We start from the raw sequence: 25,756 nt of genomic DNA on the forward strand, positions 1-25,756 counted from the left end.
ATGACTGATTTTATTAATCCTAACGAGGAAACTCGTATTGAAGCTGGCTCTAAGGTTGAGCTTCATTTCTCAGTAGCCATTGAAAATGGTGTTGAAATTGACAATACCCGCAGTCGTACTGAGCCGGTAAGTCTGGTGATGGGCGATGGCAGCTTGCTACCAGGCTTTGAAAAAGCGCTGTTCGGTTTACGCGCCGGTGACCGTCGTACCGTAAGTCTTCCTCCTGAAGATGCTTTCGGTCCATGGAATCCTGAAAACGTACAAAAATTTGATACTGTGAAATTTGGCGAACGTCCAATTGAAGGTCATATGATCGAGTTTGAAGACAAAGCGAAACAAAGCCTGTATGGCGTGGTGAAAACCGTCGGTGATGACATCACTGAAGTGGATTTCAACCACCCGCTAGCTGGCAAGAATATTACTTTTGAAGTAGAAATCTTTAAAGTAACCCCAGCCGGTCAACAAGGTGTGAAATTGATGTAAGCATCATTTCACGACAAAGCGCCTTCGGGCGCTTTTTTTATAACGCAGATACCAAGATACAAATCATGCCTATTCATCCTTGCTTATTCTGATTAATTTAAATTGAGTGAAGCAATGACAGGATAATAAAATGAAGATTTACATCATTGTAGGCAGTATTCGCGAAGGACGTGTAGCGATCAAAGTAGCTGACTGGATCTTTAAACAAATTAAAACCTATCACTTCAGTACAGTGGAAGCTGAAATTGTCGATCTGAAAGAATGGGACCTGCCGATGTTTGCTGGCGCACATCCTCCACTCACCGGTATTTATGACCAGCCTAAACAGCAGGAATGGGCTGATTTTATTGCACTCGCAGATGCCATTATTTTTATCAGCCCGGAATATAACCATGGCTACAGTCCAGCCCTGAAAAATGCCCTGGATTATCTGGGTAAGGAATGGCAAGGCAAACCGGCGGCTTATGTCGGCTATGGTGCGACCAATGGCTCGCGCTCTATCGATCAGATCCGTCAGGTCGGTACGCAGCTTGGTTTAGTGGATACCAATGCGGTAATCGAAATCCGTGATATCTTTAGTCGTGCTAAGGACTATACCTTTGATGGGAATGAATTTGATAATAAAACCCTGCGAGGCGTGGTAGACAAGCTAATTCAGTACGTCAGTGCATAAGTTGTCGCGGACAGCCACGTCCGTTTTAGCTTACAAGCCAAGCAGAAATCACTGCTATTTGCCTACAAATATACACGCTATATTTAAGTCATCACCGGACAGGATGTCCAATAGCGATACAAGAATAAGAAAAAGCGCATTACAACAGGAAGTTGCCAGATCCGACAGGAGTCAGATCTTCACAGCAAATCTAGAAGACCTCGACATCCTGTCGAGGCCTTTTACTTCCTGGGTTTTCTATAAGCTTAAATATTTGCACTATCCTGCTGTAAATTTCAGCACCACTGTACGCTATGGCGCACAAGTATTGGGGAGAATTGAGACTATACCAAATCCGGAATTCTTCTTATAGTTAAGACATACAGGACAGGATGTCTTGAAGAATAAAAAACAATAAATGCAGCAGGAAGCTGATCGGTATGACAGGAGTTATACCTTGATAAATGAATCTGGAAAAGCCCTGACAGGATGTCAGGGCTTTTTCTTTTATACCTTTATAAGCATATTTTTACTCTTAAATGAAAAGAGGATTCCTAAGAATCCTCCTATCTATATAAAAATTATGACTTAAAGCGCTGTGACCTTTAACAAACGTGCCTGAGGACCATCTTCAATCACCCAGATGCCCCCATCCTGAGCCTGTACTGCGCCACGAATCCGTGCTTTCATATCGAGCCGTTGAACTTCTTTGGCAGGTTGCTGCATTGTATCTATAATAATAATTGCCTTGGAAGAAAGACCTGTGGCTATCGCTTTATTTTGCCATTGCGGGAACATTTTTCCGGTATAGAAGTTCAGGTCAGATGGAGAGATTACCGGCGTCCAGTCCAATACAGGTGCTTCAAATTCAGGTCGGGTACTGTGGTCAGGAATTGGCTTTCCATCATAATGATCACCATTTGATACTAAAGGATAGCCATAATTTTTAGCCTTGATAATCTTGTTTAGTTCATCACCGCCCTTCGGTCCCATTTCAATGACCCAGAGCTGCCCTTTGGGATCAAACGCCATTCCCAGAGGATTACGGTGTCCAAGACTCCAAACCTGCTGGGCAATTTCACCCTGATTCATAAAGGGATTATCGGCAGCGATCGAGCCATCATCGTTCAGGCGAATAATTTTACCGGCGTTAGACTTCATATCTTGTGCAGGATCAAACTGTTGACGTTCACCCGAGCTGATCCAGAGCTTGCCATCCGGCCCGAATACAATTCGGTGTCCATAGTGGCCCTGCCCCGAAGAAAATTTAGGAACCTGAGTCCAGATTTTTTCGATCTGGGTGAGCTGTGGTGTACTACGCTTCAAATCCAACTTGCCACGAATTACTACTGCGCCATAACCGCCTTGACCCTGTTCAGCATAGCTCAGATAGATCCATGGGGTATTGGCGAAATCAGGATGTAATGCGACATCTCCCAAGCCGCCCTGACCGCCATAAGCCACTTCCGGGGTGCCTTTAATTTCAGTCTTTTTCTTGGTTTCTGGATCGAATAAGTACAGCCTGCCTTTACGCTCGGTAACCAGTAGACGACCATCCTTTAAAGGTGCTATCGCCCATGGTTCATTAAACTCGGCAATATTATTGACCTTATAGGCTTGCTGTACTTGAGTGGAAGAAGGTGCAATTACAGTTTCGGAAGTAGAGTTTGCCGCTTCCGGACTCTTATTGAGTTCCTGTGACGTCTTGTTCTGTGCATGACAGGCAGTCAGGCTATAAGGGATAAAGCCTAAACACAACATTGCTGCGAGATGAACCTGTTTCATTGTTATTCTACATACTTATTAAAACGAATAACTTACAATTTAGCATCTCAAACGCTCACTAAAAGCATAAAAAGGTTAACAATCGTAAACGGAAATAACCCTAGCTTGCGCCGATAAGTCCTAACTATATTGAAACCATCCCTTGCTACAGGCTGAATCACATTAGACTTTCACCTGATAGAGCTTTTGGTCCGCAGTTTTCACTAAGCGATCAATCGATTAAATCTCAGGCATAAAAAAACACCCCCTTCTATTGAAGGGGGTGTTTAGAATAATGAGCTGGCGATGACTTACTCTCACATGGGTAATCCCACACTACCATCAGCGCTAAGAGGTTTCACTTCTGAGTTCGGGAAGGGATCAGGTGGTTCACTCTTGCTATGGTCGCCAGCACAACTGGTATGACTTTGCGTTTGGTCTTATTTAGATGCCAATGCTTGGTCAAATGAGTTATTAACAGATAATATCTGAGTTGCTGTAGTTTGTTCTTTAGCGTTCACTAAATAAAGTTTTTGTTTGATCATTAGATCAATATGAAATCAATTGAGCGTTATACAACAACTGTTTGGGTGTTGTATAGTCAAGCCTCACGAGCAATTAGTATTGGTCAGCTTCACATATCACTATGCTTCCACATCCAACCTATCAACGTCGTAGTCTTCAACGGCTCTTTAGGTGACATAAAGTCACAGGGAAATCTTATCTTGAGGTAGGCTTCCCGCTTAGATGCTTTCAGCGGTTATCCCTTCCGAACATAGCTACCCGGCGATGCGACTGGCGTCACAACCGGTACACCAGAGGTTCGTCCACTCTGGTCCTCTCGTACTAGGAGCAGATCCTCTCAAATTTCCAGCGCCCACGGTAGATAGGGACCGAACTGTCTCACGACGTTCTAAACCCAGCTCGCGTACCTCTTTAAATGGCGAACAGCCATACCCTTGGGACCTGCTTCAGCCCCAGGATGAGATGAGCCGACATCGAGGTGCCAAACACCGCCGTCGATATGAACTCTTGGGCGGTATCAGCCTGTTATCCCCAGAGTACCTTTTATCCGTTGAGCGATGGCCCTTCCATACAGAACCACCGGATCACTAAGACCTACTTTCGTACCTGCTCGACTTGTGGGTCTCGCAGTTAAGCGCGCTTTTGCCTTTATACTCTACGCGTGATTTCCGACCACGCTGAGCGCACCTTCGTACTCCTCCGTTACTCTTTAGGAGGAGACCGCCCCAGTCAAACTACCCACCAGACATGGTCCTCGTCCCGGATAACGGGACAGAGTTAGAACCTCAATATTACCAGGGTGGTATTTCAAGGACGGCTCCATCGCAACTAGCGTCGCGACTTCAAAGCCTCCCACCTATCCTACACAAGTAAGATCAAAGTTCAATGTCAAGCTGCAGTAAAGGTTCACGGGGTCTTTCCGTCTAGCCGCGGGTACACCGCATCTTCACGGCGATTTCGATTTCACTGAGCCTCTGCTGGAGACAGCGCCCCCATCATTATGCCATTCGTGCAGGTCGGAACTTACCCGACAAGGAATTTCGCTACCTTAGGACCGTTATAGTTACGGCCGCCGTTTACTGGGGCTTCGATCAATAGCTTCGCTTGCGCTAACCACATCAATTAACCTTCCAGCACCGGGCAGGCATCACACCCTATACGTCCACTTTCGTGTTTGCAGAGTGCTATGTTTTTAATAAACAGTTGCAGGGGCCTGGTTTCTGAGGCTGCCAACAGCTCAAGGAGCAAGTCCTATCACCGCCGGCAGCGTACCTTCTCCCGAAGTTACGGTACCATTTTGCCTAGTTCCTTCAGCAGAGTTCTCTCAAGCGCTTTGGTCTACTCGACCTGACCACCTGTGTCGGTTTCGGGTACGATTCCTGTTTAACTGAAGCTTAGAGACTTTTCCTGGAAGTATGGTATCAGCCACTTCACTGTACAAGTACAGCTTGCTATCAGTTCTCAGCATAGAGTACCCCGGATTTGCCTAAGATACATGCCTACAACCTTCCACCTGGACAACCAACGCCAGGCTGACTTAACCTTCTCCGTCCTCTCATCGCATTAAACAGAAGTATTGGAATATTAACCAATTTCCCATCGACTACGCCTCTCGGCCTCGCCTTAGGGGTCGACTCACCCAGCCCCGATTAACGTTGGACTGGAACCCTTGGTCTTTCAGCGAGCGGGTTTTTCACCCGCTTTGTCGTTACTCACGTCAGCATTCGCACTTCTGATACCTCCAGCAGACTTCTCAATCCACCTTCATCGGCTTACAGAACGCTCCCCTACCACTTACACTAATGTGTAAATCCGCAGCTTCGGCATATAGTTTTAGCCCCGTTACATCTTCCGCGCAGGCCGACTCGACTAGTGAGCTATTACGCTTTCTTTAAAGGGTGGCTGCTTCTAAGCCAACCTCCTAGCTGTCTATGCCTTCCCACATCGTTTCCCACTTAACTATAATTTAGGGGCCTTAGCTGGCGGTCTGGATTGTTTTCCTCTTGACTACGGACGTTAGCACCCGCAGTCTGTCTCCCGGATAGTACTCATTGGTATTCGGAGTTTGCATCGGTTTGGTAAGTCGGGATGACCCCCTAGCCGAAACAGTGCTCTACCCCCAATGGTATTCGTCCGAGGCGCTACCTAAATAGCTTTCGGGGAGAACCAGCTATCACCGAGTTTGATTAGCCTTTCACCCCTATCCACAAGTCATCCCCTGGCTTTTCAACGACAGTGGGTTCGGTCCTCCAGTCAGTGTTACCTAACCTTCAACCTGCTCATGGATAGATCACCCGGTTTCGGGTCTATACCCAGCAACTAAACGCCCTATTAAGACTCGGTTTCCCTACGGCTCCCCTATACGGTTAACCTTGCTACTGAATATAAGTCGCTGACCCATTATACAAAAGGTACGCAGTCACCAAACAAGTTGGCTCCCACTGCTTGTATGCATGCGGTTTCAGGATCTATTTCACTCCCCTCACAGGGGTTCTTTTCGCCTTTCCCTCACGGTACTGGTTCACTATCGGTCAGTCAGGAGTATTTAGCCTTGGAGGATGGTCCCCCCATATTCAGACAAGGTTTCACGTGCCTCGCCCTACTCGACATCATCATATCAGCCCTTTCGTGTACAGGACTATCACCCACTATGGTTGCACTTCCCAGAGCATTCCACTAAAACTGATATGACTTAATGGGCTGTTCCCCGTTCGCTCGCCGCTACTGAGGGAATCTCAATTGATTTCTTTTCCTAGAGGTACTGAGATGTTTCACTTCCCTCCGTTCGCCTCGTATGACTATGTATTCATCATACGATACCTGGCTTATACCAGGTGGGTTTCCCCATTCAGACATCTCCGGATCACAGGATATTTGCCGCCTCCCCGGAGCTTTTCGCAGGCTATCACGTCTTTCTTCGCCTCTGACTGCCAAGGCATCCACCACATGCACTTAATTACTTGACTATACAACCCCAAACAGTCGTTAATCCTTACAAGTAAGATTAACAACAAGATCAACTAGTAAACTAGCCTTTCTCACAGTTAGAGTTTCGTGAACTTAATCACTGTACAGCTTCAATTAGATTCATATACCAAAACGCTTGATTCAGTTTAATCGCTAGAACTCATTTCTTAATCTTCATGTCTCAGTAATAAATTACTGTTAATGTTGATCTTGAAACGAGTTTGAACAAATTATTTCAACTCAAATATATTCTGTTAATGATTCACTGTATCCTCGTCGGACTACAGTCAACTGTGATAAATCACAGAGCTTAATAACAATGCCGCGCATTATACGCAACTTAATCACTAAGCTCTATAAGCTATCAGTTCGTTTGCTTAATGTTTAACTCATTGCATCGCAATGAGTGGTGGAGACTAGGAGAGTCGAACTCCTGACCTCCTGCGTGCAAAGCAGGCGCTCTACCAACTAAGCTAAGTCCCCAGCTTATCAATAAGTCAATGTATCGTATTACTGCCTGCGCACTCACTTTCGTTCGTTAGCCTTGCGTTCGGGCAAAACATGTTTTGCTGACCCTCACTCAAGTAGTGGTGGGTCTGACAAGACTTGAACTTGTGACCCCACGCTTATCAAGCGTGTGCTCTAACCAACTGAGCTACAGACCCTCAGATACATCGTCATGAAGAACAACTTGTTGTGGATTCTTACCAATCGTCAATCTTTCGTTAAGGAGGTGATCCAGCCGCAGGTTCCCCTACGGCTACCTTGTTACGACTTCACCCCAGTCATCGGCCACACCGTGGTAAGCGTCCTCCTTACGGTTAGACTACCTACTTCTGGTGCAACAAACTCCCATGGTGTGACGGGCGGTGTGTACAAGGCCCGGGAACGTATTCACCGCGGCATTCTGATCCGCGATTACTAGCGATTCCGACTTCACGCAGTCGAGTTGCAGACTGCGATCCGGACTACGATCGGCTTTTTGAGATTAGCATCCTCTCGCGAGGTAGCAACCCTTTGTACCGACCATTGTAGCACGTGTGTAGCCCTGGCCGTAAGGGCCATGATGACTTGACGTCGTCCCCGCCTTCCTCCAGTTTGTCACTGGCAGTATCCTTAAAGTTCCCGGCATTACCCGCTGGCAAATAAGGAAAAGGGTTGCGCTCGTTGCGGGACTTAACCCAACATCTCACGACACGAGCTGACGACAGCCATGCAGCACCTGTATCTAAGTTCCCGAAGGCACCAATCCATCTCTGGAAAGTTCTTAGTATGTCAAGGCCAGGTAAGGTTCTTCGCGTTGCATCGAATTAAACCACATGCTCCACCGCTTGTGCGGGCCCCCGTCAATTCATTTGAGTTTTAGTCTTGCGACCGTACTCCCCAGGCGGTCTACTTATCGCGTTAGCTGCGCCACTAAAGCCTCAAAGGCCCCAACGGCTAGTAGACATCGTTTACGGCATGGACTACCAGGGTATCTAATCCTGTTTGCTCCCCATGCTTTCGTACCTCAGCGTCAGTATTAGGCCAGATGGCTGCCTTCGCCATCGGTATTCCTCCAGATCTCTACGCATTTCACCGCTACACCTGGAATTCTACCATCCTCTCCCATACTCTAGCTTTCCAGTATCGAATGCAATTCCTAAGTTAAGCTCAGGGATTTCACATCCGACTTAAAAAGCCGCCTACGCACGCTTTACGCCCAGTAAATCCGATTAACGCTCGCACCCTCTGTATTACCGCGGCTGCTGGCACAGAGTTAGCCGGTGCTTATTCTGCGAGTAACGTCCACTCACTTTAGGTATTAACTAAAGGAGCCTCCTCCTCGCTTAAAGTGCTTTACAACCAAAAGGCCTTCTTCACACACGCGGCATGGCTGGATCAGGCTTCCGCCCATTGTCCAATATTCCCCACTGCTGCCTCCCGTAGGAGTCTGGGCCGTGTCTCAGTCCCAGTGTGGCGGATCATCCTCTCAGACCCGCTACAGATCGTCGCCTTGGTAGGCCTTTACCCCACCAACTAGCTAATCCGACTTAGGCTCATCTATTAGCGCAAGGTCCGAAGATCCCCTGCTTTCCCCCGTAGGGCGTATGCGGTATTAGCATTCCTTTCGGAATGTTGTCCCCCACTAATAGGCAGATTCCTAAGCATTACTCACCCGTCCGCCGCTAGGTCCAGTAGCAAGCTACCTTTCCCCGCTCGACTTGCATGTGTTAAGCCTGCCGCCAGCGTTCAATCTGAGCCATGATCAAACTCTTCAGTTTAAAATCAATAGTGCTTTATTCAAAACACCAAATCTGGCTCATCAATTTTCTGACATCAATTTCTCAAATAAACTTCGAGTAATTTCTACCATCAATCAATGAAAATAATTTCGATCAATCAACCAGTAAAAATCCACACAAGTTGTTCTTCATAATCTCTTAATGATCTTTCTAACACCTCGTCAGTGCCAGAAGCTGGACTCAAAACACCGGACAACTCAGCGTCTCGCTTCGTTCATCACCGTGTATCTCGTCGGTATGGGTGCATTCTAGAGGATTTCAGAATCATTGCAACCCCCAATTCACTATATTTTTCACGTATGTATCTTTTTTCTACGAAAATCACTAAAAAATCGCTTTTTTATCTAAAATTTAACCATTTTTTTGAAATAAAACCTGTATTCAGTGCAATTCATTTTAAAACGGTTATTTTCATTAAGACTTAATAGCTCTCAAAAAATTACTAAATCTTAATAAGACTGTAAAATTTCAACTCTGTATTCAGAATTTTTCAAAACTTGCTTATATCAGCTTACATATTTTGCTATTTTCTATCCGACTAATAGATATAGGTCCTATCAGTAAAGTCAGTTTGCTGCTTTCATAGCGACTTCTTTTTCTAATCACAGGTTTTAAAAAGTCAAAATAGTCAAATCAGCCGTATTCAGCTTTATATAAGTTACGAAACCTGACTTTTTAATATCTATATAAAGCCAAAGAGAATATTAAGATAGCGAAGCTACGTATTGGCGATACTTATGTCCCACCCAGTGATGCATGACTTCTTCAATCACTTCTTTCTTACCTTTATAGTCCTCAGCAGCAAATAACAATTTAGCCCGACGAGGTAACCGCTCTTTGACTAAGGAAAAGAGAAGATAGTGTGATGCCAGATCGAGTTTCTGTAATAAAGTATATGCCTGTTTAAAAGATTTCTGTTTCTGCTCAGGCGTATCGTATTCAAATAGAAAACGTAAAATAAAATCAATTTCCTGATCAAAAATATCTTGAGTCCGATAGTGATACATAAACACTGCTTACCCTCTTATTTTAAATTTCTAGATCTTCTTTGAGACCTGATGTGATCAGCATACTGATAATTTTCTGGATGTCAGTATCTATCCGGCGATCTGTAGTGGATTTAAAGCAAATAAAAAATTTGATTTTTAAAAGAAATATAGAAAGAAAAACTGGAGTTTTACAAATAAAAAAGGAAGAGATCTCTCCCAAAATCTCTCCCTCGGAATTGAATCTTTACCCGATCCAGTATGTCATTATTATAGTTATTTGCTTCAGTATCTTAAAAAAGTCTCTTGGGGAAGAGACTATAAGTTGTGGAGTTATTTATTATTACCACTACCCTCTAGATGTGCTTAAAGCGAATTCTCTAGATGAATAAATCTTATACATAATAATAAGGAAACGCAAGGAATTCGGCAAAATTTAACTCTTGTTTTTATAAGGTTTTTTTTGAATTTGCTTATTTGATTTTTGAATATAGAGTCATATAAAAAAAAGCAGGCCGAAGCCTGCTTTTAATTCAATAACTTAGAAAGTGTCTTAATCAACAAAGGTCACTTTTGCAATCGCTTTTTTGCTCGCCTGAACAATCAAAGTCACGTTTTCTTTCACAGAAAAAGACGTATCAACTGGTTGCCAGTCTACTTTTACTGCACCACGACCCAGCGCATCTTTGGCTTGTGCCGAGTTTTTAGTCAGACCCGCTTCACGCAGGATTGAAGTAATAAAGATTTCACCACCGAACTCGCTTAATGAAATGGTTACTTCCGGTGTGCCTTCAGGAAGCTCACCCTCAGTAATGATATTACCCGCGCCTTTATGTGCATGCGCAGCAGCCTCACTTCCATGGAAACGTTCAACCAGTTCCAGTGCAAGAATGCGTTTCACTTCCTGTGGATTACGACCTTCTTCAATCTCTTTCAGCAATACCTGAATTTCCTCTACAGATTTGAAGCTAAGCAGATCAAAGTAACGTTCGATCAGTGAATCCGGCATTGACAGTACTTTCTGGTACATCGCACCTGGCGCATCAAATACGCCAATATAGTTACCTAAAGATTTAGACATTTTATTAACGCCATCTAAACCTTCAAGAATTGGTACTGTAATACAGACTTGTGCTTCCTGGTCATAACGACCTTGAAGGGTACGACCCATTAACAGGTTAAAGGTCTGGTCTGTGCCACCCAGCTCTACGTCCGCTTCTAGTGCTACTGAGTCATAACCTTGTACCAGTGGATACAGGAATTCATGAATCGCAATCGGTTGCTGGTTGTTATAACGTTTTGTGAAGTCATCACGCTCAAGCATACGGGCAACAGTTTGCTGTGATGCCAGTTGAATCAGATCAGCAGCAGTTTTTTGTGCAAACCATTCCGAGTTAAACACCACTTTGGTTTTGTTTGGATCAAGAATTTTAAATACTTGTTCTTGATAAGTTTTAGCGTTTTCTAAAACTTGCTCTCGCGATAATGGTGGACGTGTTGCACTTTTGCCGGTTGGATCACCGATCATCGCAGTATAGTCACCAATCAGGAAGAAAACTTCGTGGCCCAGGTCTTGGAACACTTTTAGCTTATTGATCAGTACAGTATGACCTAAGTGCAAGTCAGGTGCAGTGGGGTCAAAACCCGCTTTAATTTTTAGTGGACGATTCTGCTTTAATTTCTTTAGAAGATCTTCTTCAGAAATAATTTCGTGTGTGCCTCGTTGGATGAGGGCAAGTTGTTCTTCAGCCGGCAGGAAATTTGACATCACAAAACCCAAATACATCAGTTATTCAATTTGTGCGATATACTAACACTTTTTCAGCATATTGCAGGCTTAAGAATAACCATGACAGCGATCTATATTGGGGTAATGACCGGCACAAGCATGGATGGTGTCGATATTGTTGCTGCTTCTTTTGATCCACTCCAGCTTCATGCCACCCTCACCCTACCTTTTGATCATGATCTTCGTGATGAATTGATGGCGCTCACACTGCCAGGCGATAATGAAATTGACCGCATGGGTAAAGCAGATGTTGCGCTGGCACAGATGATTGGTCATGGTATTAATGCGCTGATAGAAAAAAATAATCTGGATCGCACACAAATCAAAGCTATTGGCTCACATGGACAGACTATTCGCCACCGTCCTGAACATGGCTTTACCTTGCAGATCGGTGATCCAAACATTATTACTGAAATTACCCAGATTCCAGTGATTTCCGATTTCCGTCGCCGTGACCTGGCGGCTGGTGGCCAGGGTGCACCGCTAGTTCCGGCTTTCCATCAGGATATTTTTCAGCATGACAGTATTCACCGGGTGATTCTAAACCTGGGCGGTATTGCCAATGTCAGTATTCTGCCTGCTGGTCAGCCAGATCAAGTCTACGGCTTTGATACCGGTCCAGCCAATATTCTGATGGATGCCTGGTGTGAGCGTTATACCGGCCAGCCTTTTGATGAAAATGGCAACTGGGCAGCCTATGGTACACCCATCCGTAGCCTGTTAGATCGTTTGCAGGAACATACATTTTTCTCCAAAGAACCTCCCAAAAGTACTGGCCGTGAAGACTTTAATTTGGAATGGCTGGATGAACAGATTGCTGACTGGCGTAGCGCTTTAGAATATGATGAGCTGGAAGATACTCCAGAAAATGTTCAGGCGACGCTCATGAAGCTCACCACACGTGCCATTAAAAAAGCGATTTATCGCTCTGGTCTGGATACGGGTGAAGTCTATGTTTGTGGAGGTGGTGCTTATAATTCACATCTACTGGAACAGCTGCGCTGGCGTTTGCGTAAACATCACTGGAGTGTGCAAACCACAGCTGATTTAGGCTTAAATCCAACATGGGTCGAAGGCACTGCCTTTGCCTGGCTAGCGATGCGCTTTATGAATCAGCTGAGTGGCAATCTGCCAGCTGTGACTGGGGCTTCAGGCTATCGTGTGCTCGGTACGATTACAGCAGTTTAATCTCATGAACTCTTATAACTATATTATAGTTAAATAAAAAAGGTCTGCATTATTGCAGACCTTTTTTCAATCTCTGTTATTGCATCATCAGTTTGGCATTTTCATTCCGAAACGCACGTAAAATCTGCTGACCTGCCCGTCCGGTTGGAGTTAAGCCTAAACGGATCTGCTCTTGGCGGATCGCCTGACGGGTTTTATCCCCAATCAAACCATCCACTGCCCCAATGTCATAACCTTTATTGAGCAAGAATTGCTGAATCTCTCGACGTTCTGCACGTGATGTGCCAGCATCATCGGTTGGCCATGCTTGCACCAAGCCACCTTTACCTTGCAAACGATCTGAAAGATGTGCAATGGCTAAAGCATAGCTTTCAGCTGCATTATAACTATAAATGGCATCAAAGTTTTTAAAGACCAGGAACACCGGGCCATTGGCACCGGCAGGCGCCAATAAACCAGCTTGAGAGGATTCCGATAAATTCCCTTGAACTAATGCCGAACCATCGGCACGAACCAGACCTTGATTGATCCAACTACTCAAGGATTTTTTATTGCGACGACCTTCACCAGAAACTGACATACCTTGAGGAATTTTTACTTCAAAACCCCATGGCTGTCCGCTCTGCCAGCCGCGTTTTTTCAAGAAGTTGGCTGTTGAAGCCAAGGCATCCGGGATGCTGCTGACGAGATCACGACGCCCATCACCATCAAAATCGACCGCCAGTTCATCATAAGTGGATGGCATAAACTGGGTGTGACCAAAAGCTCCTGCCCATGAACCTTTAAGCTGGTTTTCATAGACATCACCACGTTGCAACAACTTCATGGTAGTAAAGAACTCACCACGGAAATAGCTTTGACGACGACCTTCACAACTCAAAGTACCGAGCGCCTGTAATAAAGGATATTTACCAGAAATATCACCATAATTACTTTCCACGCCCCAGACTGCCACCACAGTTTCAGCCGGAATGCCATAAGCAGCACTAACTCGATTTAATACGTCGCGATGCTGCTGTAATTTCTGACGGCCTTGCTGTACGCGCTCCTCATCGACCAGACCAGACAGATAGTCCCAAATTGGGGTAGAAAATTCAGGCTGGTAATTCAGGCGTTCAATGACTGAATAATCCGGGCTTAAATTTTGGGTATAACGATCATAAGTACTGCCGCTCACACCTTTGGCAATCGCTTGACTACGCAAATTGGCCAGACAGCTTTGAAAATTATTCTGAGCTGCATAATTCGGGCGATTTGAAGTAGAGGTCAAATCCGTCGACGTGACACGCTGACCATTAATAATAAGTTCAGCCTGTGCCTGTGAAGCCGCCAAGACCACCGAACCAATAAAAAGTGCAAGCCGTTGCATAAGACCCTTGAATATTTAGATTTTGAATTATGTTTCTACCTTAGCAGCTCATAAGGAAAATTAAAGCGCCAATACGTAACTTTAAATTCATAATTTCTACACTTTTAAATTCATTTTGTAATTTTTAAATTTAAAAATACTTATCCACAAGGCTACTTTAAATTCAAATCAAATGATTTTTTAAATTTAAATTCAAAACCAACAAACATCCATTTTGAATTTAAAAAAATTAATGTGGATAACTTGTTTGGAAATAAGCCGCCACGCAGCAGAATGCTTATAGCTTTCAATATTCTGGTTTTAAATTCATTAACAACAGGTGGGTCGATTTAAATTCAAAAACTTTGAATTCATTTACCAGCTATAAATTTAAATTCATATTTTTTAAATTTAAAAGCACGAGTTTAAATTCAAAGTTCGATTTAAATTTGAATTTATTTTTATGAATTTAAATTCAAAACTGTGTTCCAGTTTTAAATTCAAATGCTGATTTTCAGGCTGATCCTCAACTGAACAAGCTAAAAATCAGACCAAAAATAGGTTTTTTGGGTTGTTATATTTATACTCAATTGATCAAACTATAAGCAATTGATTTTAAAAATGATCCGACCAATGGCAGGGATTTTTAAGGAGGCGCAATCATGCCTGAAAGCCGACAAATAAAAAAGCGACCACAGGTGTGATCGCTTTTTTTATCAGCAAGTTAAAGTTTAGATGCTCATATCTTCGCTCAATGCCAATGGATTCGGTAAAATCTTCGCCAATTGACGACATAGCATAGTCAATTGTGCACTGTCGGTTGGTATCAGGGTGATGTGACCAATCTTACGGCCTTCACGTTCTGACTTATTGTATAAGTGCAAATGCGCGCCTTCCAAGGCTAGAACATCTTCAGATTTTGGATGTTGACCGATGATATTCACCAGCACGGTTGGACGGATCACGTCAGTTGAACCTAAAGGCAATCCAGCCACCGCACGCACATGGTTTTCAAACTGCGAACACACTGCACCTTCAATCGACCAGTGACCTGAATTATGCACACGTGGTGCCATCTCGTTGGCGTATAGCCCCTTATCTGTCACAAACAGCTCAAGAGTTAATACACCCACATAGTTCAGATGATTCAGTAGGCGAGTGATGTAATCTTGTGCGACTGGCTGCAAGTCCGCACTGTTGGGTGCAGGTACAATCGAATGAGACAGAATGCCATTATGATGATGATTTTCGGCCAATGGCCAGGTCTTCACATCACCATCTTGACCACGTACCGCAATAATTGAGACTTCACGTGAGAAAGTGACAAAACTTTCTGCAATCAGTTCACCGGCAGGACCCAGTTCTGCCCAAGCCTGATCAGTTTGATCTGCTGAACGTAGAACGAATTGACCTTTACCATCGTAACCACCACGAGAAGTTTTAAGTACAATCGGCAGACCGAGTTCTGCAACAGCAGCTTTTAAGCTCTCTACTGAAGTGACTGCTTTATACGGCGCAACCGGAATCTCAAGTTCATCAAACAGGGCTTTTTCAGACAGACGATGCTGTGCAATTGCCAAAGCCTGACGTGGCGGATGCAGGTCTTTGTTTTTCGTCAAAACATCTACATCAGCCAGTGGTGTATTTTCAAATTCAAGACTGAACACATCTGCACTGTTGATAAAGTCTTGCAGACCATTTTCAGCTTTGCTGGAAAATACCGGACCTAATGCAGCCGAAGGGCAATTTGTAGTGGCTTCAAAGAAAGTACATTGAATGTTTAAAGGCAATGCCGCTTGTGCCATCATTCGACCGAGCTGACCGCCACCAAAAATACCGATGGTTTTATCCATTGTGTTTTATCCCGTATTAAGCTTGGCCTGGAATATTGTTGCTAGCGACTTTATCCGTTTGTGCAGCACGAAAATCTGCAACATTTTTCGCGATTTCTGGACGGGTCAGACCTAAAATTTGCGCGGCCATAATGGCTGCATTGGTCGCACCTGCAGGACCAATCGCCAAGGTACCCACGGCAATGCCTGCTGGCATTTGTACAATTGAAAGCAATGAATCGACACCATTTAAGATAGAAGATTTTACCGGCACACCCAATACTGGCAGATCGGTTTTTGCGGCACACATGCCTGGCAAATGCGCTGCACCACCAGCACCGGCAATAATCACCTGGATGCCACGATCGCGTGCTTGTTCTGCATATTCAAACAGACGGTCAGGGGTACGGTGTGCAGAAACGACTTCGGCTTCAAATGGGACACCAAGCTGCTTAAGCATATTGGCAGTGTGTTCGAGAGTTGCCCAGTCTGATTGAGAACCCATGATAATACCTACTAGAGGAGCATCTTGTGCAGCAGCCGCATTCATTGCAATGTTTCCAGAGATTAAAGTAAGAGAAGATAAATCTCGACGAGAGAGCCAAGCTTTAATGGGAGTTCGTATTATAGACTGAAAATTCAGCTTCATAAAATTTAACGGTCAAAGCAAGGCTCGATTTTTCTTATTTTTTTAATGAAATCTCAAAATCTGGAATAAAAATAGGGAAGTACACCACTTGAATGATATTAGGGGCTACGGAACACGAAATAGACACAGCCACACAGGCATAATCCTGCCCAGAGATAATCCAGTTTAAATGGCTGTTTAAACATAAACAGCATAAAGGGCACAAAGACCAGTAGCGTCACCACTTCCTGGGTGATCTTCATCTGACCGACTGCGAGTCCGTGTTGCGCCATCAGACGTGTTGCAGGAATCATCAGGCTATATTCAAATAAAGCAATGACCCAGCTAAATAAAATGATCTTCCACATTGGGGCATCATGCGGCAAAAATTTCAGATGACCATACCAGGCCAATGTCATAAAGCAGTTTGCACAAATAAGCAGGAGCAGGGGCCAGAACATAGCGGATGCCGGTAGAAAATTTACAGGATATTTTACGGATTATTGCAGCAAAAGATAATCGTGAAGCTTGGTTTTTTATCACATCTAGCATCGTTTCTTCACATAAAAAATCACGCCAGAATGCCTATCTTTTCCCGCAAAGCCTTGCTATCGTTGCCGGTAAATCGAATAAATCATGACAACAGCACAGAAAACAAAGTGATGTGTCAGTACAAAATGGAGTGAAGTAGATGCATCTGCATATCTTGGGCATTTGTGGCACCTTTATGGGCTCGCTGGCCTTACTCGCGCGAGACCTCGGACATAAGGTGACAGGTTCAGACCAGAACGTGTATCCACCAATGTCGACCCAACTGGAAAATGCAGGCATTACTTTAATGCAGGGCTATGACCGTAGCCACCTACAACCACATCCGGATCTGGTCATTGTTGGTAATGCCATGAAGCGTAGTATTGATGCCGTGGAATATATGCTGAATGAAGGTCTGCCTTATATTTCAGGTCCGCAGTTCCTGGCTGATCATGTTCTGCAAGGTAAACACGTGCTGGGTGTCGCCGGAACACATGGTAAAACCACGACCACCACGATGCTGGCTTGGGTACTGGATCAAGCCGGTCTGGAGCCAGGTTTTCTGATTGGCGGTGTGCCATTGGGCTTTTCGGAAAGTGCGCGTCTCGGTGGTGGGAAATATTTCTGTGTCGAAGCCGATGAATACGATTCTGCTTTCTTCGACAAGCGTTCCAAGTTCGTGCATTACCATCCAAAAACCGCAATTTTAAATAACCTGGAATTTGACCATGCCGATATCTTTGATGATCTGGCCGCAATTCAAAAACAGTTTCATCATTTAGTTCGTACTATTCCAAGTGAAGGCCGGATTATCGCGCCGATTACTGAAAGCAATATTGATGAAGTGCTGGAGCAGGGCTGCTGGACGCCTGTAGTGCGCACCAGTCTAGATGCCAACGAAAAATCTGAACTTTATGCAGAACAATTGTCAGCAGATGGTTCACATTTCAAAGTCCTGCAACAGGGCGTAGTCAAAGGCGAAGTACAGTGGAATATGACCGGGCAGCATTCGGTGGCGAATGCCTTGGCCACCATTGCCGCTGCTGAACATGTCGGCGTATCGATTGAAACCGCCTGTGAAGCGCTGTCCAATTTTGGTGGTGTGAAACGCCGTATGGAACTATTAGGCACAGTCCGTGGTATCGAAGTTTATGATGACTTCGCCCATCATCCGACAGCGATTGATACGACCTTAGAAGGTGCGCGCAAGCGTCTGGGTGAACGTAAGCTTTGGGCGATTATTGAACCGCGTTCGAATACCATGCGTATGGGCAGTCACAAAGAGGGTTTGGCTTATTCAGCACGTCTGGCGGATGAAGTGATCTGGTATCAGCCTGAAGGTCTGGATTGGGATCTGCAACCTGTGATTGAGGCTGCACCAAATAAAGCTGTGGTAGCACGTACTTTGGATGAGATCATTCAAACTGTTGTTACTGAAGCAGGGGAAGGCGATGCTGTGGTGATCATGTCCAATGGCGGTTTTGGTGGCTTGCATCGGAAACTGATTAGCGCCTTACAGTAAATTATCTAAATCAATACTTGTAGCCTTTATTCCATAAGATTTCTCAAGGATCGTAGATACATATCTATGGTCCTTTTTTAATATAAAAAAATACTTAATTTTTTTAAGGAATTAACTATTTTACCAATGATCTAATCCTAAAGTCCTGCTAGCTTAAAGTCATTACGTGTTTCTCAGCTGACAGTCGTCATAGCTAAATACGACTGCCAATCCTCCACAATAATCACTAAAAAGGATAGTTGCCATGTCAAATACAATGAAAGCAATGGTTTACTATGGCGCCAATGACATCCGCTTTGAAGAACGTCCCATCCCGAAAATCTTGCAGCCCGATGATGCCGTTATCAAACTGACTAAGGTCACGATCTGCGGGACCGACCTCGGCATCTGGAAAGGTAAAAACCCGGAAATTGAACAGGTGGCAAAAGAAAAAACCGGCAACTTTAATGGCCGGATTCTTGGTCATGAAGGCATTGGCATCATTGAAGAAGTCGGTTCAGCAGTCAAAAACTTTAAAAAGGGTGATCGGGTCATTATTTCCTGTGTCAGCCGCTGCGGTACCTGTGAAAATTGCCAGAAACAGCTGTATGCACACTGTCGTAATGAGGGTGGCTGGATTATGGGTTATATGATTGATGGTACCCATGCCGAATATGTCCGTACACCTTTTGCTGACACCTCTCTTTACCATTTACCTGAAGGCTTAAATGAAGACGTCGCCGTCTTCCTGTCCGATATCCTGCCAACCTCACATGAAATTGGTGTGCAATATGGTGATGTCAAACCGGGTGACAATGTCGCGATCGTAGGTGCAGGACCAATCGGGATGGGTGCCTTGCTCACTGCTCAATTTTATTCTCCAGCCAATATTATTATGGTAGATATGGATGATAACCGGCTGGAATTTGCCAAAACAGTAGGTGCAACTCATACCGTTAACTCTGGTAAAGAAGATGCCATTCAAAAGATTTTAGAAATTACCGATGGACGCGGTGTTGACTGTGCCATTGAGGCGGTAGGGGTGGAACCGACCTGGAATATTTGCCAACATGTGGTGAAAGAGGGTGGACATATCGCCAACGTCGGCGTACATGGTAAAGCAGTGAATTTTGAACTGAACAAACTGTGGATTAAGAACCTGACCATTACTACCGGTCTGGTCAATGCCAATACCACTGGCATGCTGCTCAAGACCTGCTGTTCCGGCAAAATACCACTAGAAAAACTGGCCACGCATCACTTTAAATTTGACGAGTTTGAAAAGGCCTATGATGTGTTTAAACACGCGGCTGATGAAAAAGCCCTCAAAGTGATGATTGACATGAACTAATGCAACTCAGATAAAAAAGTCCGCCATGCGGACTTTTTTATTTTCAGTCTGGATTCACAAGATCAGAAATATGGGACATAACCACGTTGTTTATAACCCTGAGGTGAAACCAGCTGTTGATGATTTTCGTCAACCCGATACAGGATCTCGAGCAAGCCATCCAGATCTTGCGGGTTCAAATAATGCGGCTGAAAAGTGCTATGACCTAGCTTGGAAAAGAACGAAGCAATCTCGCTATGCTTATGTACATATTTCATCGACCACTCAGCAAAGCTTGGCGCTTCCACGGTTGTATCAGCAAAACGATACACCTGCTGATGCCGACGGTCTTTCGAAATACTTTGAAAAAGCTGCTCTACAATCTCAGGTTCACCTTGCAAACACTGGAAAAACTTTCCTTGTGCATAATACAGTGCTCCATAGATCTGATGCTCATAATTGAACTTTCGTGCAATTGCTAAAATATCACTCAGGTCTTGTAATAGATCTTGTCCTGTTTCGATGCGCGTACTGGCATAACAGAGTTGTAGCATGAATGATTCCTTTAAATTTCAAGTATTGATTTTATAGTCAATATATTGGGTTTAGGTTATTTTTTAATCAAATATCAGCTATTTCTTACACTGTTTTCAGTTTGCATTTTGTAGCTAAATTATTAAAAATTAAAGAGACATCATTGAAAAATAATTACTCGAATGATAATGCTTTTAATGAGGGTGAAACATGCTAAAAGATCTTTTCATCACGTTAAGCTTGTTATGTCTGTGTTTCGCGCTAGTCATCGTGTTGCATAGCTGGGGCTTGCAACGTGAGATTAACATGCTGATCAGCAGCATGCTATTAACTTGGGCACTATTGATTTGTGTGGATCATCGTGCCTTTTTTCAGACCAGCATCTGCCTGATCATCGTTATTTTGATCATGCTGCAACAGTATGAACAGATTGTCTGGATGGGATTAGGACTCTTCAGCGGCACTCTGCTTTATAGACTGCCACAAGCCCATAAACAGGGCTTATCGTCTCTTATCCATTTGAATCTGTTTATTCCAACGGGATGGTTTAAAAGGCTAAAGTCGCTACGTCATGTAAATTCCGATCACGCTTAAACATGACATGCACATAAGAGCATTGTGGAATAATTTTCAGCTGTTTCTGACGTGCAAATTCAACCAAAATATCCAGCATTTTACGGGCCACACCTTTACCACGCAGTGCATGTGAGACCCAAGTATGGTCAGCGACAATGGTGTCCGGTTCACGCCATTGATAAGTAATTTCTGCTACGCGCTGACCATTGTCTTCCATGTAAAATACACCGCCGCGCTTTGAGTCCTGATGTTTGATGTCGCTCATTTTCTTACCTGTTGTACTAATCCAGGATCAACCTGTTATATCGTCATATCCTCATCCATTAAACATCTTATAGATGTTTAGTCCCATCTTTGAGTTAGATGAAGTCCTACTGAAGTACATCCCGTATGCTTTCATTTTTGTCAAACACCGACTTGGCAAAAGGGCAGAGTGGAATAATTTTCAGAGCATGCGTTCTAGCAAAACCGACCGCAGCTTCGACCAGCTGCTGTCCAACACGTTGTCCGCGTAGGCTGTCATCCACCCAGGTATGATCAATAATGAACTTATCATCACCTGCCCGGGAATATGTCATCTCTGCCAGGCGCTGGTCTTTCTGCGCCACATACCATTCACCTTTAGTTCCTTGTTCCTGGTGTTCAATCTGCATAGGTTTACCTCAAGATTTTATCTCAGACTGCCATAGTCCTCAGCTTTACAATGTTGCAATTTTTTTAATTCCGCTGAGTAAAATTACAGCCTGCCTCATGTGAAATTTTCTGGCAAAAGCATAGAATGTGCCGATCCTGTATTGATCCTCCCTCATGTCTGCTTCTGCTCAACCTCTTTCTGTTACACGCCAATGGATCTGTGTGATTGCCTTGGCCTGTGCCGCTTTTATTTTTAATACGACCGAGTTTATTCCAGTAGCACTACTGAGCGATATAGGAAAGAGTTTTGCCATGACTCCAAGAGAAGTCGGGCTGATACTGACCATTTATGCCTGGGTAGTCGCATTACTATCTTTACCGATCATGCTGCTCACTAGAAATATTGAACGCCGTTTCCTGCTTACACTGCTATTTATGGTCTTTATTGCCAGTCATGTGCTGTCTTATTTTGCCTGGAGTTTCATCGTCCTGGTTATCAGTCGAATCGGAATTGCAGTTGCTCATGCACTGTTCTGGTCAATTACGGCATCACTGGCAGTACGTGTAGCACCAAAAGGAAAAGAATTTCAGGCCTTAGGCCTACTATCTACCGGTACTGCGATGGCAATGGTACTCGGGATTCCTTTTGGCCGGATGATTGGCGAAGCGTATGGCTGGCGTAACAGTTTTGGGCTAATTGCAGTAATTGCCACGTTAGTCTGCTTTATTCTGGTCAAAACTTTGCCACATTTACCGAGTATTAACTCAGGCTCCTTTAGCAGTTTAAAAAGCCTGATCAGACGACCCAGCCTGATGCTACTTTTTGCACTGACTGTATTGGTGATCAGTGCCCAGTTCACAGCCTATAGTTATATCGAACCTTTTGCGTTGAATGTGGCACATTTCAGTTCTGCACAGACCACAACATTGCTGCTGATCTATGGCGGATCAGGCTTCCTGGGTTCCTACTTATTTGGTAAATTTGCACCACAGTTTCCACGACTGACGATTCCATTTTTCACTTTAGGGCTGGGTATATCGATGCTCTTGCTATTGCCAATGTCAGTGAGCCTTTTTGGCTTAAATAGCCTGAGTCTTATGTGGGGGGTCAGTATTATTGGTTTTAGTCTGGCTTTACAGGCAAAGACTTTAAACCTCGCCTCAGATGCCACCGATGTAGCCATGGCAATCTTTTCAGGTTTATACAATGTCGGGATTGGTGCAGGTGCCTTACTTGGCGGTATCATTACGACACAGATCGGTTTAGACAGCATAGGCTGGGTAGGGGCAGGGCTGGCAATGCTTGGATTTATACTCAGTATCTATCTGGTCAAACGTCCAGATTTTCTGTCCAAAGCTGCTGATTAAACGCTGCTTTTTTGTAAAATAAATTGTGATTTCCAGTCAGATCTGTCATGCTTAATTTACATTGAGCTATCGCTCAAACAAAATTTAGTTTGAACAAGGGGAGTAGCCTCCTCCAAACGTTTAACAATCGCTATTCAGATTGCTAAATGTGTCAGAATATCGTCATTACACTTTGCAAAAAGTCGGTATCTGAGCATCTCTAGGTCACACTTGATATAAAAAAGTGAAACACTAAGATGTAGGCAAGACCTTGATCATGTTGTTATAGATGTTTTTCATCTGGCAGCTGGTCAAGGTTTTTTTATGGCCAGTCGTCTGATGTGGAGAATTCACATGGAAACAATTGGTACGCTCTGGCTGTATCTTGTCTTTTTCGCAATTGTCGCCGTCATGCTGGTGATCGATTTTGTCGGCTTTAAACATCAGCATGGTCAGGAAGTCAAAGTCCGTACCGCTGCCTACTGGAGTATTGCCTGGGTCAGTGTCGCGACTTTATTTGGTGGTGGATTATGGCTGTATCTGGAGCAGACTGCAGGTGCGGCAATTGCCAATACCAAGGTCATGGAATACTTTGCTGGTTATCTGCTGGAAAAATCCCTGGCAATTGATAATGTCTTTGTCTGGCTGATGATCTTTGCCGCCTTTGCCATTCCACCAGCGCTACAACGTAAATTGCTGTTATATGGTGTACTGGGTGCGATTGTGCTCAGAACCATCTTCATTTTTATTGGTGCCTGGTTTGTACAGGAGTTCTCGTGGATTCTGTATCTCTTCGGTGCGTTCCTGGTGTATACCGGCTTCAAATTCCTGCGTGGTCAGCATGAAGAAGACAGCAATATTGAAGATATGGCCATTCTGAAATGGCTACGTAAACATATGCGTATCACCCCGCAACTTCAGGGCGATAAATTCTTTGTCCGTCAAAATGGTTTGCTTTGGGCAACGCCGTTATTCTTGGTGCTGATTCTGGTCGAAGCCTCTGATGTGATCTTCGCAGTCGATTCTATTCCTGCTATTTTTGCTGTCACCACCGACCCCTTCATTGTGCTTACTGCGAACCTGATGGCAATTTTAGGCCTGCGTGCAATGTTCTTCCTGCTCTCAGGTGCAGCCTCAAAAATGCATTATCTGCCTTATGGCCTAGGTTTGATTCTGGTCTTTATCGGCTTTAAGATGCTGATGCTGGATGTATTCCATATGCCGATCTGGATTTCACTGAGCTTTATTGTGATTGTCTTGACGGTGACTGCGATCTTGTCGATTCGTCATAGCAAGAAACATAACGAAACTACGCTGTAAAGCTAATCATAAAAAAAGCCTGCTGATGCAGGCTTTTTTATTTGTATATAAGCTCGGCTGCACACGCACGATCTGTTGAAATTACTCGTGATTATTTGATCTCATAAAAAATACGCATGGTTAAATATGAATGTTCATATAAACATGCTAATTTCTTCAGCTACAATCAATCGAAAAAATCAAAAAGCGCAGGTTTTAAATGTCTTCTATCATTGCAACGACGGCAATACGCGGTCGCTTCCTGGATATCAAGAATACGGTTGCCCAAGCGCGTGAAATTCACGACCAAGTGCGATATGTAGAAGATGGCTTGCTCATCAGCCAGAATGGTGAGATTCAATGGTTTGGCAGCTGGGAAGAAGGACAGCAGTATCTGCCTGAAGGAGTGCAGGTGACTCATTATCCTGAGCAGCTGATCGTGCCAGGTTTTATTGATACCCATATCCATTTTCCGCAAACCGAAATGGTCGGTGCTTATGGTGAACAACTTCTAGAATGGTTAAATACCTATACTTTTCCGACTGAAATCCAGTTCCAGGATCCAGCTTATTCAGAAAAAATTGCCGAGTTTTTTGTAGAAGAATTACTTAAAAACGGCACCACGACCGCATTGGTCTTTTGTACCGTCCATCCTGAATCAGTCAATGCTTTATTTAATGCAGCGACGACGCGTAATATGCGTCTGATTGCGGGTAAAGTGCTAATGGACCGTCATGCACCAGAAGCACTGACGGACACCGCAGAAACAGCGTATACCGATTCTAAAAAGTTGATTGAAAAGTGGCATGGCAAGGGCCGTAACCTGTATGCGATCACGCCACGCTTTGCTCCAACTTCGACAGCTGAACAGCTGGAAAAAGCAGGACAACTTAAAGCAGAATATCCAGATGTGTATGTGCATACCCATTTAAGTGAAAACAAGAATGAGATTGCCTGGGTTAAGGAACTGTTCCCGGAACGTCAAAGTTATTTAGATGTTTACCATCACTATGGTCTGACCGGTTCTAAATCGGTATTTGCTCATTGTGTGCATCTGGAAGAAGGGGAGTGGGATTGCATGCATCAGACCGACTCGGCTATTGCCTTCTGTCCAACCTCAAATTTGTTCCTGGGCAGTGGTTTATTCCCTTTGAAAAAGGCTTGGGACAAAGGCATTAAAGTGGGACTGGGCACCGATATCGGGGCAGGGACCTCATTTAATCAGCTGCAAACCCTGAATGAAGCCTATAAGGTGCAGCAATTGCAAGGCGATAAACTGTCTGCCTTTGAATCGCTATATCATGCGACACTGGGTGGAGCCAAAGCCTTGAGTCTGGAGGATCAACTCGGTAACTTTAATATCGGTAAAGAAACCGACTTTGTTGTATTAGATCTGAATGCGACGGCGTTACAACAGCTGCGTCAAAGCAAAGCCAAAAATATTGAAGATGCATTTTTTGCACTGATTATGCTGGGTGATGACCGTAATATTGCAGTGACTTATGTTTCTGGAGAAGCGGTTTATGCCAAAACAACAGCTCAGGAAAAAGCCTGAAAA

Annotated in this window: 19 protein-coding genes, 2 tRNA genes and 3 rRNA genes; 9 read left to right on the forward strand and 15 right to left on the reverse strand. The window is 44.2% G+C overall.

The genetic code is table 11. From position 1 onward, the window contains the following. Nucleotides 1-483, forward strand: coding sequence for an FKBP-type peptidyl-prolyl cis-trans isomerase (locus FSC11_RS14575; RefSeq protein ID WP_004890959.1), 483 nt, complete (start codon nt 1-3; stop codon nt 481-483). Nucleotides 484-613: 130 nt separating this feature from the next. Further along, a complete protein-coding gene (locus tag FSC11_RS14580) occupies nt 614-1,156 on the forward strand; it encodes an NADPH-dependent FMN reductase (RefSeq protein WP_163167663.1) in 543 nt (180 codons plus the stop codon). A gap of 567 nt (nt 1,157-1,723) precedes the next feature. Here the strand turns inward: FSC11_RS14580 and FSC11_RS14585 are convergent. The 8 genes from FSC11_RS14585 to tyrS all read right to left on the reverse strand — a co-directional run bounded on the left by FSC11_RS14585 (nt 1,724) and on the right by tyrS (nt 11,448). Then, nucleotides 1,724-2,920, reverse strand: a complete 1,197-nt coding sequence (locus tag FSC11_RS14585) for a PQQ-dependent sugar dehydrogenase (protein WP_163167665.1) — start codon at nt 2,918-2,920, stop codon at nt 1,724-1,726. Nucleotides 2,921-3,197: 277 nt separating this feature from the next. Then, nucleotides 3,198-3,312, reverse strand: a 5S ribosomal RNA gene (gene rrf / locus FSC11_RS14590). Nucleotides 3,313-3,496: 184 nt separating this feature from the next. Further along, nucleotides 3,497-6,390 (reverse strand): 23S ribosomal RNA (locus FSC11_RS14595). A gap of 408 nt (nt 6,391-6,798) precedes the next feature. Then, a tRNA-Ala gene (locus FSC11_RS14600) sits at nt 6,799-6,874 on the reverse strand. A 105-nt stretch (nt 6,875-6,979) separates the two neighbouring features. Next, a tRNA-Ile gene (locus FSC11_RS14605) sits at nt 6,980-7,056 on the reverse strand. A gap of 61 nt (nt 7,057-7,117) precedes the next feature. Beyond that, nucleotides 7,118-8,655 (reverse strand): 16S ribosomal RNA (locus FSC11_RS14610). Together the 16S, 23S and 5S rRNA genes with 2 tRNA genes alongside form the textbook arrangement of a ribosomal RNA operon. A 725-nt stretch (nt 8,656-9,380) precedes the next feature. Further along, nucleotides 9,381-9,683, reverse strand: a complete 303-nt coding sequence (locus FSC11_RS14615; RefSeq protein ID WP_111810720.1) for a hypothetical protein — start codon at nt 9,681-9,683, stop codon at nt 9,381-9,383. A gap of 532 nt (nt 9,684-10,215) precedes the next feature. Continuing rightward, a complete protein-coding gene (gene tyrS, locus FSC11_RS14620; protein ID WP_004813954.1) occupies nt 10,216-11,448 on the reverse strand; it encodes a tyrosine--tRNA ligase in 1,233 nt (410 codons plus the stop codon). Between the two features lie 63 nt (nt 11,449-11,511). Between tyrS and FSC11_RS14625 the strand changes: the two genes are divergently transcribed. After that, on the forward strand, nt 11,512-12,639 hold the full coding sequence (locus tag FSC11_RS14625; protein WP_111810721.1) for an anhydro-N-acetylmuramic acid kinase: 1,128 nt from the start codon (nt 11,512-11,514) through the stop codon (nt 12,637-12,639). Between the two features lie 76 nt (nt 12,640-12,715). On the opposite strand, the gene FSC11_RS14630 is transcribed toward FSC11_RS14625, so the two are convergent. The 4 genes from FSC11_RS14630 to FSC11_RS14645 all read right to left on the reverse strand — a co-directional run bounded on the left by FSC11_RS14630 (nt 12,716) and on the right by FSC11_RS14645 (nt 16,908). Beyond that, a complete protein-coding gene (locus FSC11_RS14630) occupies nt 12,716-14,008 on the reverse strand; it encodes a lytic murein transglycosylase (protein ID WP_111810722.1) in 1,293 nt (430 codons plus the stop codon). A 710-nt stretch (nt 14,009-14,718) separates the two neighbouring features. Beyond that, nucleotides 14,719-15,840, reverse strand: coding sequence for a 5-(carboxyamino)imidazole ribonucleotide synthase (locus FSC11_RS14635; protein WP_163167667.1), 1,122 nt, complete (start codon nt 15,838-15,840; stop codon nt 14,719-14,721). Between the two features lie 16 nt (nt 15,841-15,856). After that, on the reverse strand, nt 15,857-16,369 hold the full coding sequence (gene purE / locus FSC11_RS14640) for a 5-(carboxyamino)imidazole ribonucleotide mutase (RefSeq protein ID WP_111810723.1): 513 nt from the start codon (nt 16,367-16,369) through the stop codon (nt 15,857-15,859). 197 nt (nt 16,370-16,566) lie between these two features. After that, entirely contained in the window at nt 16,567-16,908 is a 342-nt protein-coding gene (locus FSC11_RS14645; protein WP_004813962.1) for a DMT family protein, read from the reverse strand. Nucleotides 16,909-16,913: 5 nt separating this feature from the next. Between FSC11_RS14645 and FSC11_RS14650 the strand changes: the two genes are divergently transcribed. The 3 genes from FSC11_RS14650 (at nt 16,914) to FSC11_RS14660 (ending at nt 19,830) form a co-directional block, all read left to right on the forward strand. Beyond that, nucleotides 16,914-17,087, forward strand: a complete 174-nt coding sequence (locus FSC11_RS14650; protein WP_017401641.1) for a hypothetical protein — start codon at nt 16,914-16,916, stop codon at nt 17,085-17,087. A gap of 51 nt (nt 17,088-17,138) precedes the next feature. After that, nucleotides 17,139-18,500 (forward strand): UDP-N-acetylmuramate:L-alanyl-gamma-D-glutamyl-meso-diaminopimelate ligase, encoded by a 1,362-nt coding sequence (gene mpl, locus FSC11_RS14655; RefSeq protein ID WP_163167669.1) that lies wholly within the window; start codon nt 17,139-17,141, stop codon nt 18,498-18,500. Between the two features lie 244 nt (nt 18,501-18,744). Beyond that, nucleotides 18,745-19,830: a zinc-dependent alcohol dehydrogenase family protein gene (locus FSC11_RS14660; RefSeq protein WP_171521722.1), complete on the forward strand. Its 1,086-nt coding sequence runs from the start codon at nt 18,745-18,747 to the stop codon at nt 19,828-19,830. Between the two features lie 62 nt (nt 19,831-19,892). Here FSC11_RS14660 and FSC11_RS14665 read toward each other — a convergent pair whose 3' ends face one another. From FSC11_RS14665 to FSC11_RS14680, 3 genes are all read right to left on the reverse strand, one after another. Continuing rightward, complete coding sequence (locus tag FSC11_RS14665) at nt 19,893-20,363, reverse strand: BLUF domain-containing protein (RefSeq protein ID WP_163167671.1); 471 nt, start codon at nt 20,361-20,363, stop codon at nt 19,893-19,895. Nucleotides 20,364-20,890: 527 nt separating this feature from the next. Further along, entirely contained in the window at nt 20,891-21,184 is a 294-nt protein-coding gene (locus tag FSC11_RS14675; protein ID WP_008306938.1) for a GNAT family N-acetyltransferase, read from the reverse strand. A 106-nt stretch (nt 21,185-21,290) separates the two neighbouring features. After that, a complete protein-coding gene (locus tag FSC11_RS14680; protein ID WP_163167675.1) occupies nt 21,291-21,572 on the reverse strand; it encodes a GNAT family N-acetyltransferase in 282 nt (93 codons plus the stop codon). Between the two features lie 154 nt (nt 21,573-21,726). Here FSC11_RS14680 and FSC11_RS14685 point away from each other — a divergent pair, with 154 nt between their 5' ends. The 3 genes from FSC11_RS14685 (at nt 21,727) to guaD (ending at nt 25,753) form a co-directional block, all read left to right on the forward strand. Further along, nucleotides 21,727-22,920 carry a sugar transporter gene (locus FSC11_RS14685; protein ID WP_163167677.1) on the forward strand — a complete coding sequence of 398 codons (1,194 nt, stop codon included), beginning with the start codon at nt 21,727-21,729 and terminating at the stop codon, nt 22,918-22,920. A 333-nt stretch (nt 22,921-23,253) separates the two neighbouring features. Next, on the forward strand, nt 23,254-24,219 hold the full coding sequence (locus FSC11_RS14690) for a TerC family protein (RefSeq protein ID WP_004780335.1): 966 nt from the start codon (nt 23,254-23,256) through the stop codon (nt 24,217-24,219). 199 nt (nt 24,220-24,418) lie between these two features. Continuing rightward, entirely contained in the window at nt 24,419-25,753 is a 1,335-nt protein-coding gene (gene guaD / locus FSC11_RS14695; RefSeq protein ID WP_163167679.1) for a guanine deaminase, read from the forward strand. Nucleotides 25,754-25,756: the final 3 nt, after the last annotated feature.

This window comes from Acinetobacter schindleri, from assembly GCF_010918895.1.
In the GTDB taxonomy this organism is placed as follows: Bacteria; Pseudomonadota; Gammaproteobacteria; order Pseudomonadales; family Moraxellaceae; genus Acinetobacter; species Acinetobacter schindleri.

Excerpts from the sequence above, each read along its gene's own strand:
- FSC11_RS14575 (WP_004890959.1), top strand. The coding sequence starts at position 1 with ATGACTGATTTTATTAATCCTAACGAGGAAACTCGTATTGAAGCTGGC.
- FSC11_RS14580 (WP_163167663.1), top strand. The coding sequence starts at position 614 with ATGAAGATTTACATCATTGTAGGCAGTATTCGCGAAGGACGTGTAGCG.
- FSC11_RS14585 (WP_163167665.1), bottom strand. The coding sequence starts at position 2,920 with ATGAAACAGGTTCATCTCGCAGCAATGTTGTGTTTAGGCTTTATCCCT.
- FSC11_RS14615 (WP_111810720.1), bottom strand. The coding sequence starts at position 9,683 with ATGTATCACTATCGGACTCAAGATATTTTTGATCAGGAAATTGATTTT.
- tyrS (WP_004813954.1), bottom strand. The coding sequence starts at position 11,448 with ATGTATTTGGGTTTTGTGATGTCAAATTTCCTGCCGGCTGAAGAACAA.
- FSC11_RS14625 (WP_111810721.1), top strand. The coding sequence starts at position 11,512 with ATGACAGCGATCTATATTGGGGTAATGACCGGCACAAGCATGGATGGT.
- FSC11_RS14630 (WP_111810722.1), bottom strand. The coding sequence starts at position 14,008 with ATGCAACGGCTTGCACTTTTTATTGGTTCGGTGGTCTTGGCGGCTTCA.
- FSC11_RS14635 (WP_163167667.1), bottom strand. The coding sequence starts at position 15,840 with ATGGATAAAACCATCGGTATTTTTGGTGGCGGTCAGCTCGGTCGAATG.
- purE (WP_111810723.1), bottom strand. The coding sequence starts at position 16,369 with ATGAATGCGGCTGCTGCACAAGATGCTCCTCTAGTAGGTATTATCATG.
- FSC11_RS14645 (WP_004813962.1), bottom strand. The coding sequence starts at position 16,908 with ATGTTCTGGCCCCTGCTCCTGCTTATTTGTGCAAACTGCTTTATGACA.
- FSC11_RS14650 (WP_017401641.1), top strand. The coding sequence starts at position 16,914 with ATGCCGGTAGAAAATTTACAGGATATTTTACGGATTATTGCAGCAAAA.
- mpl (WP_163167669.1), top strand. The coding sequence starts at position 17,139 with ATGCATCTGCATATCTTGGGCATTTGTGGCACCTTTATGGGCTCGCTG.
- FSC11_RS14660 (WP_171521722.1), top strand. The coding sequence starts at position 18,745 with ATGTCAAATACAATGAAAGCAATGGTTTACTATGGCGCCAATGACATC.
- FSC11_RS14665 (WP_163167671.1), bottom strand. The coding sequence starts at position 20,363 with ATGCTACAACTCTGTTATGCCAGTACGCGCATCGAAACAGGACAAGAT.
- FSC11_RS14675 (WP_008306938.1), bottom strand. The coding sequence starts at position 21,184 with ATGAGCGACATCAAACATCAGGACTCAAAGCGCGGCGGTGTATTTTAC.
- FSC11_RS14680 (WP_163167675.1), bottom strand. The coding sequence starts at position 21,572 with ATGCAGATTGAACACCAGGAACAAGGAACTAAAGGTGAATGGTATGTG.
- FSC11_RS14685 (WP_163167677.1), top strand. The coding sequence starts at position 21,727 with ATGTCTGCTTCTGCTCAACCTCTTTCTGTTACACGCCAATGGATCTGT.
- FSC11_RS14690 (WP_004780335.1), top strand. The coding sequence starts at position 23,254 with ATGGAAACAATTGGTACGCTCTGGCTGTATCTTGTCTTTTTCGCAATT.
- guaD (WP_163167679.1), top strand. The coding sequence starts at position 24,419 with ATGTCTTCTATCATTGCAACGACGGCAATACGCGGTCGCTTCCTGGAT.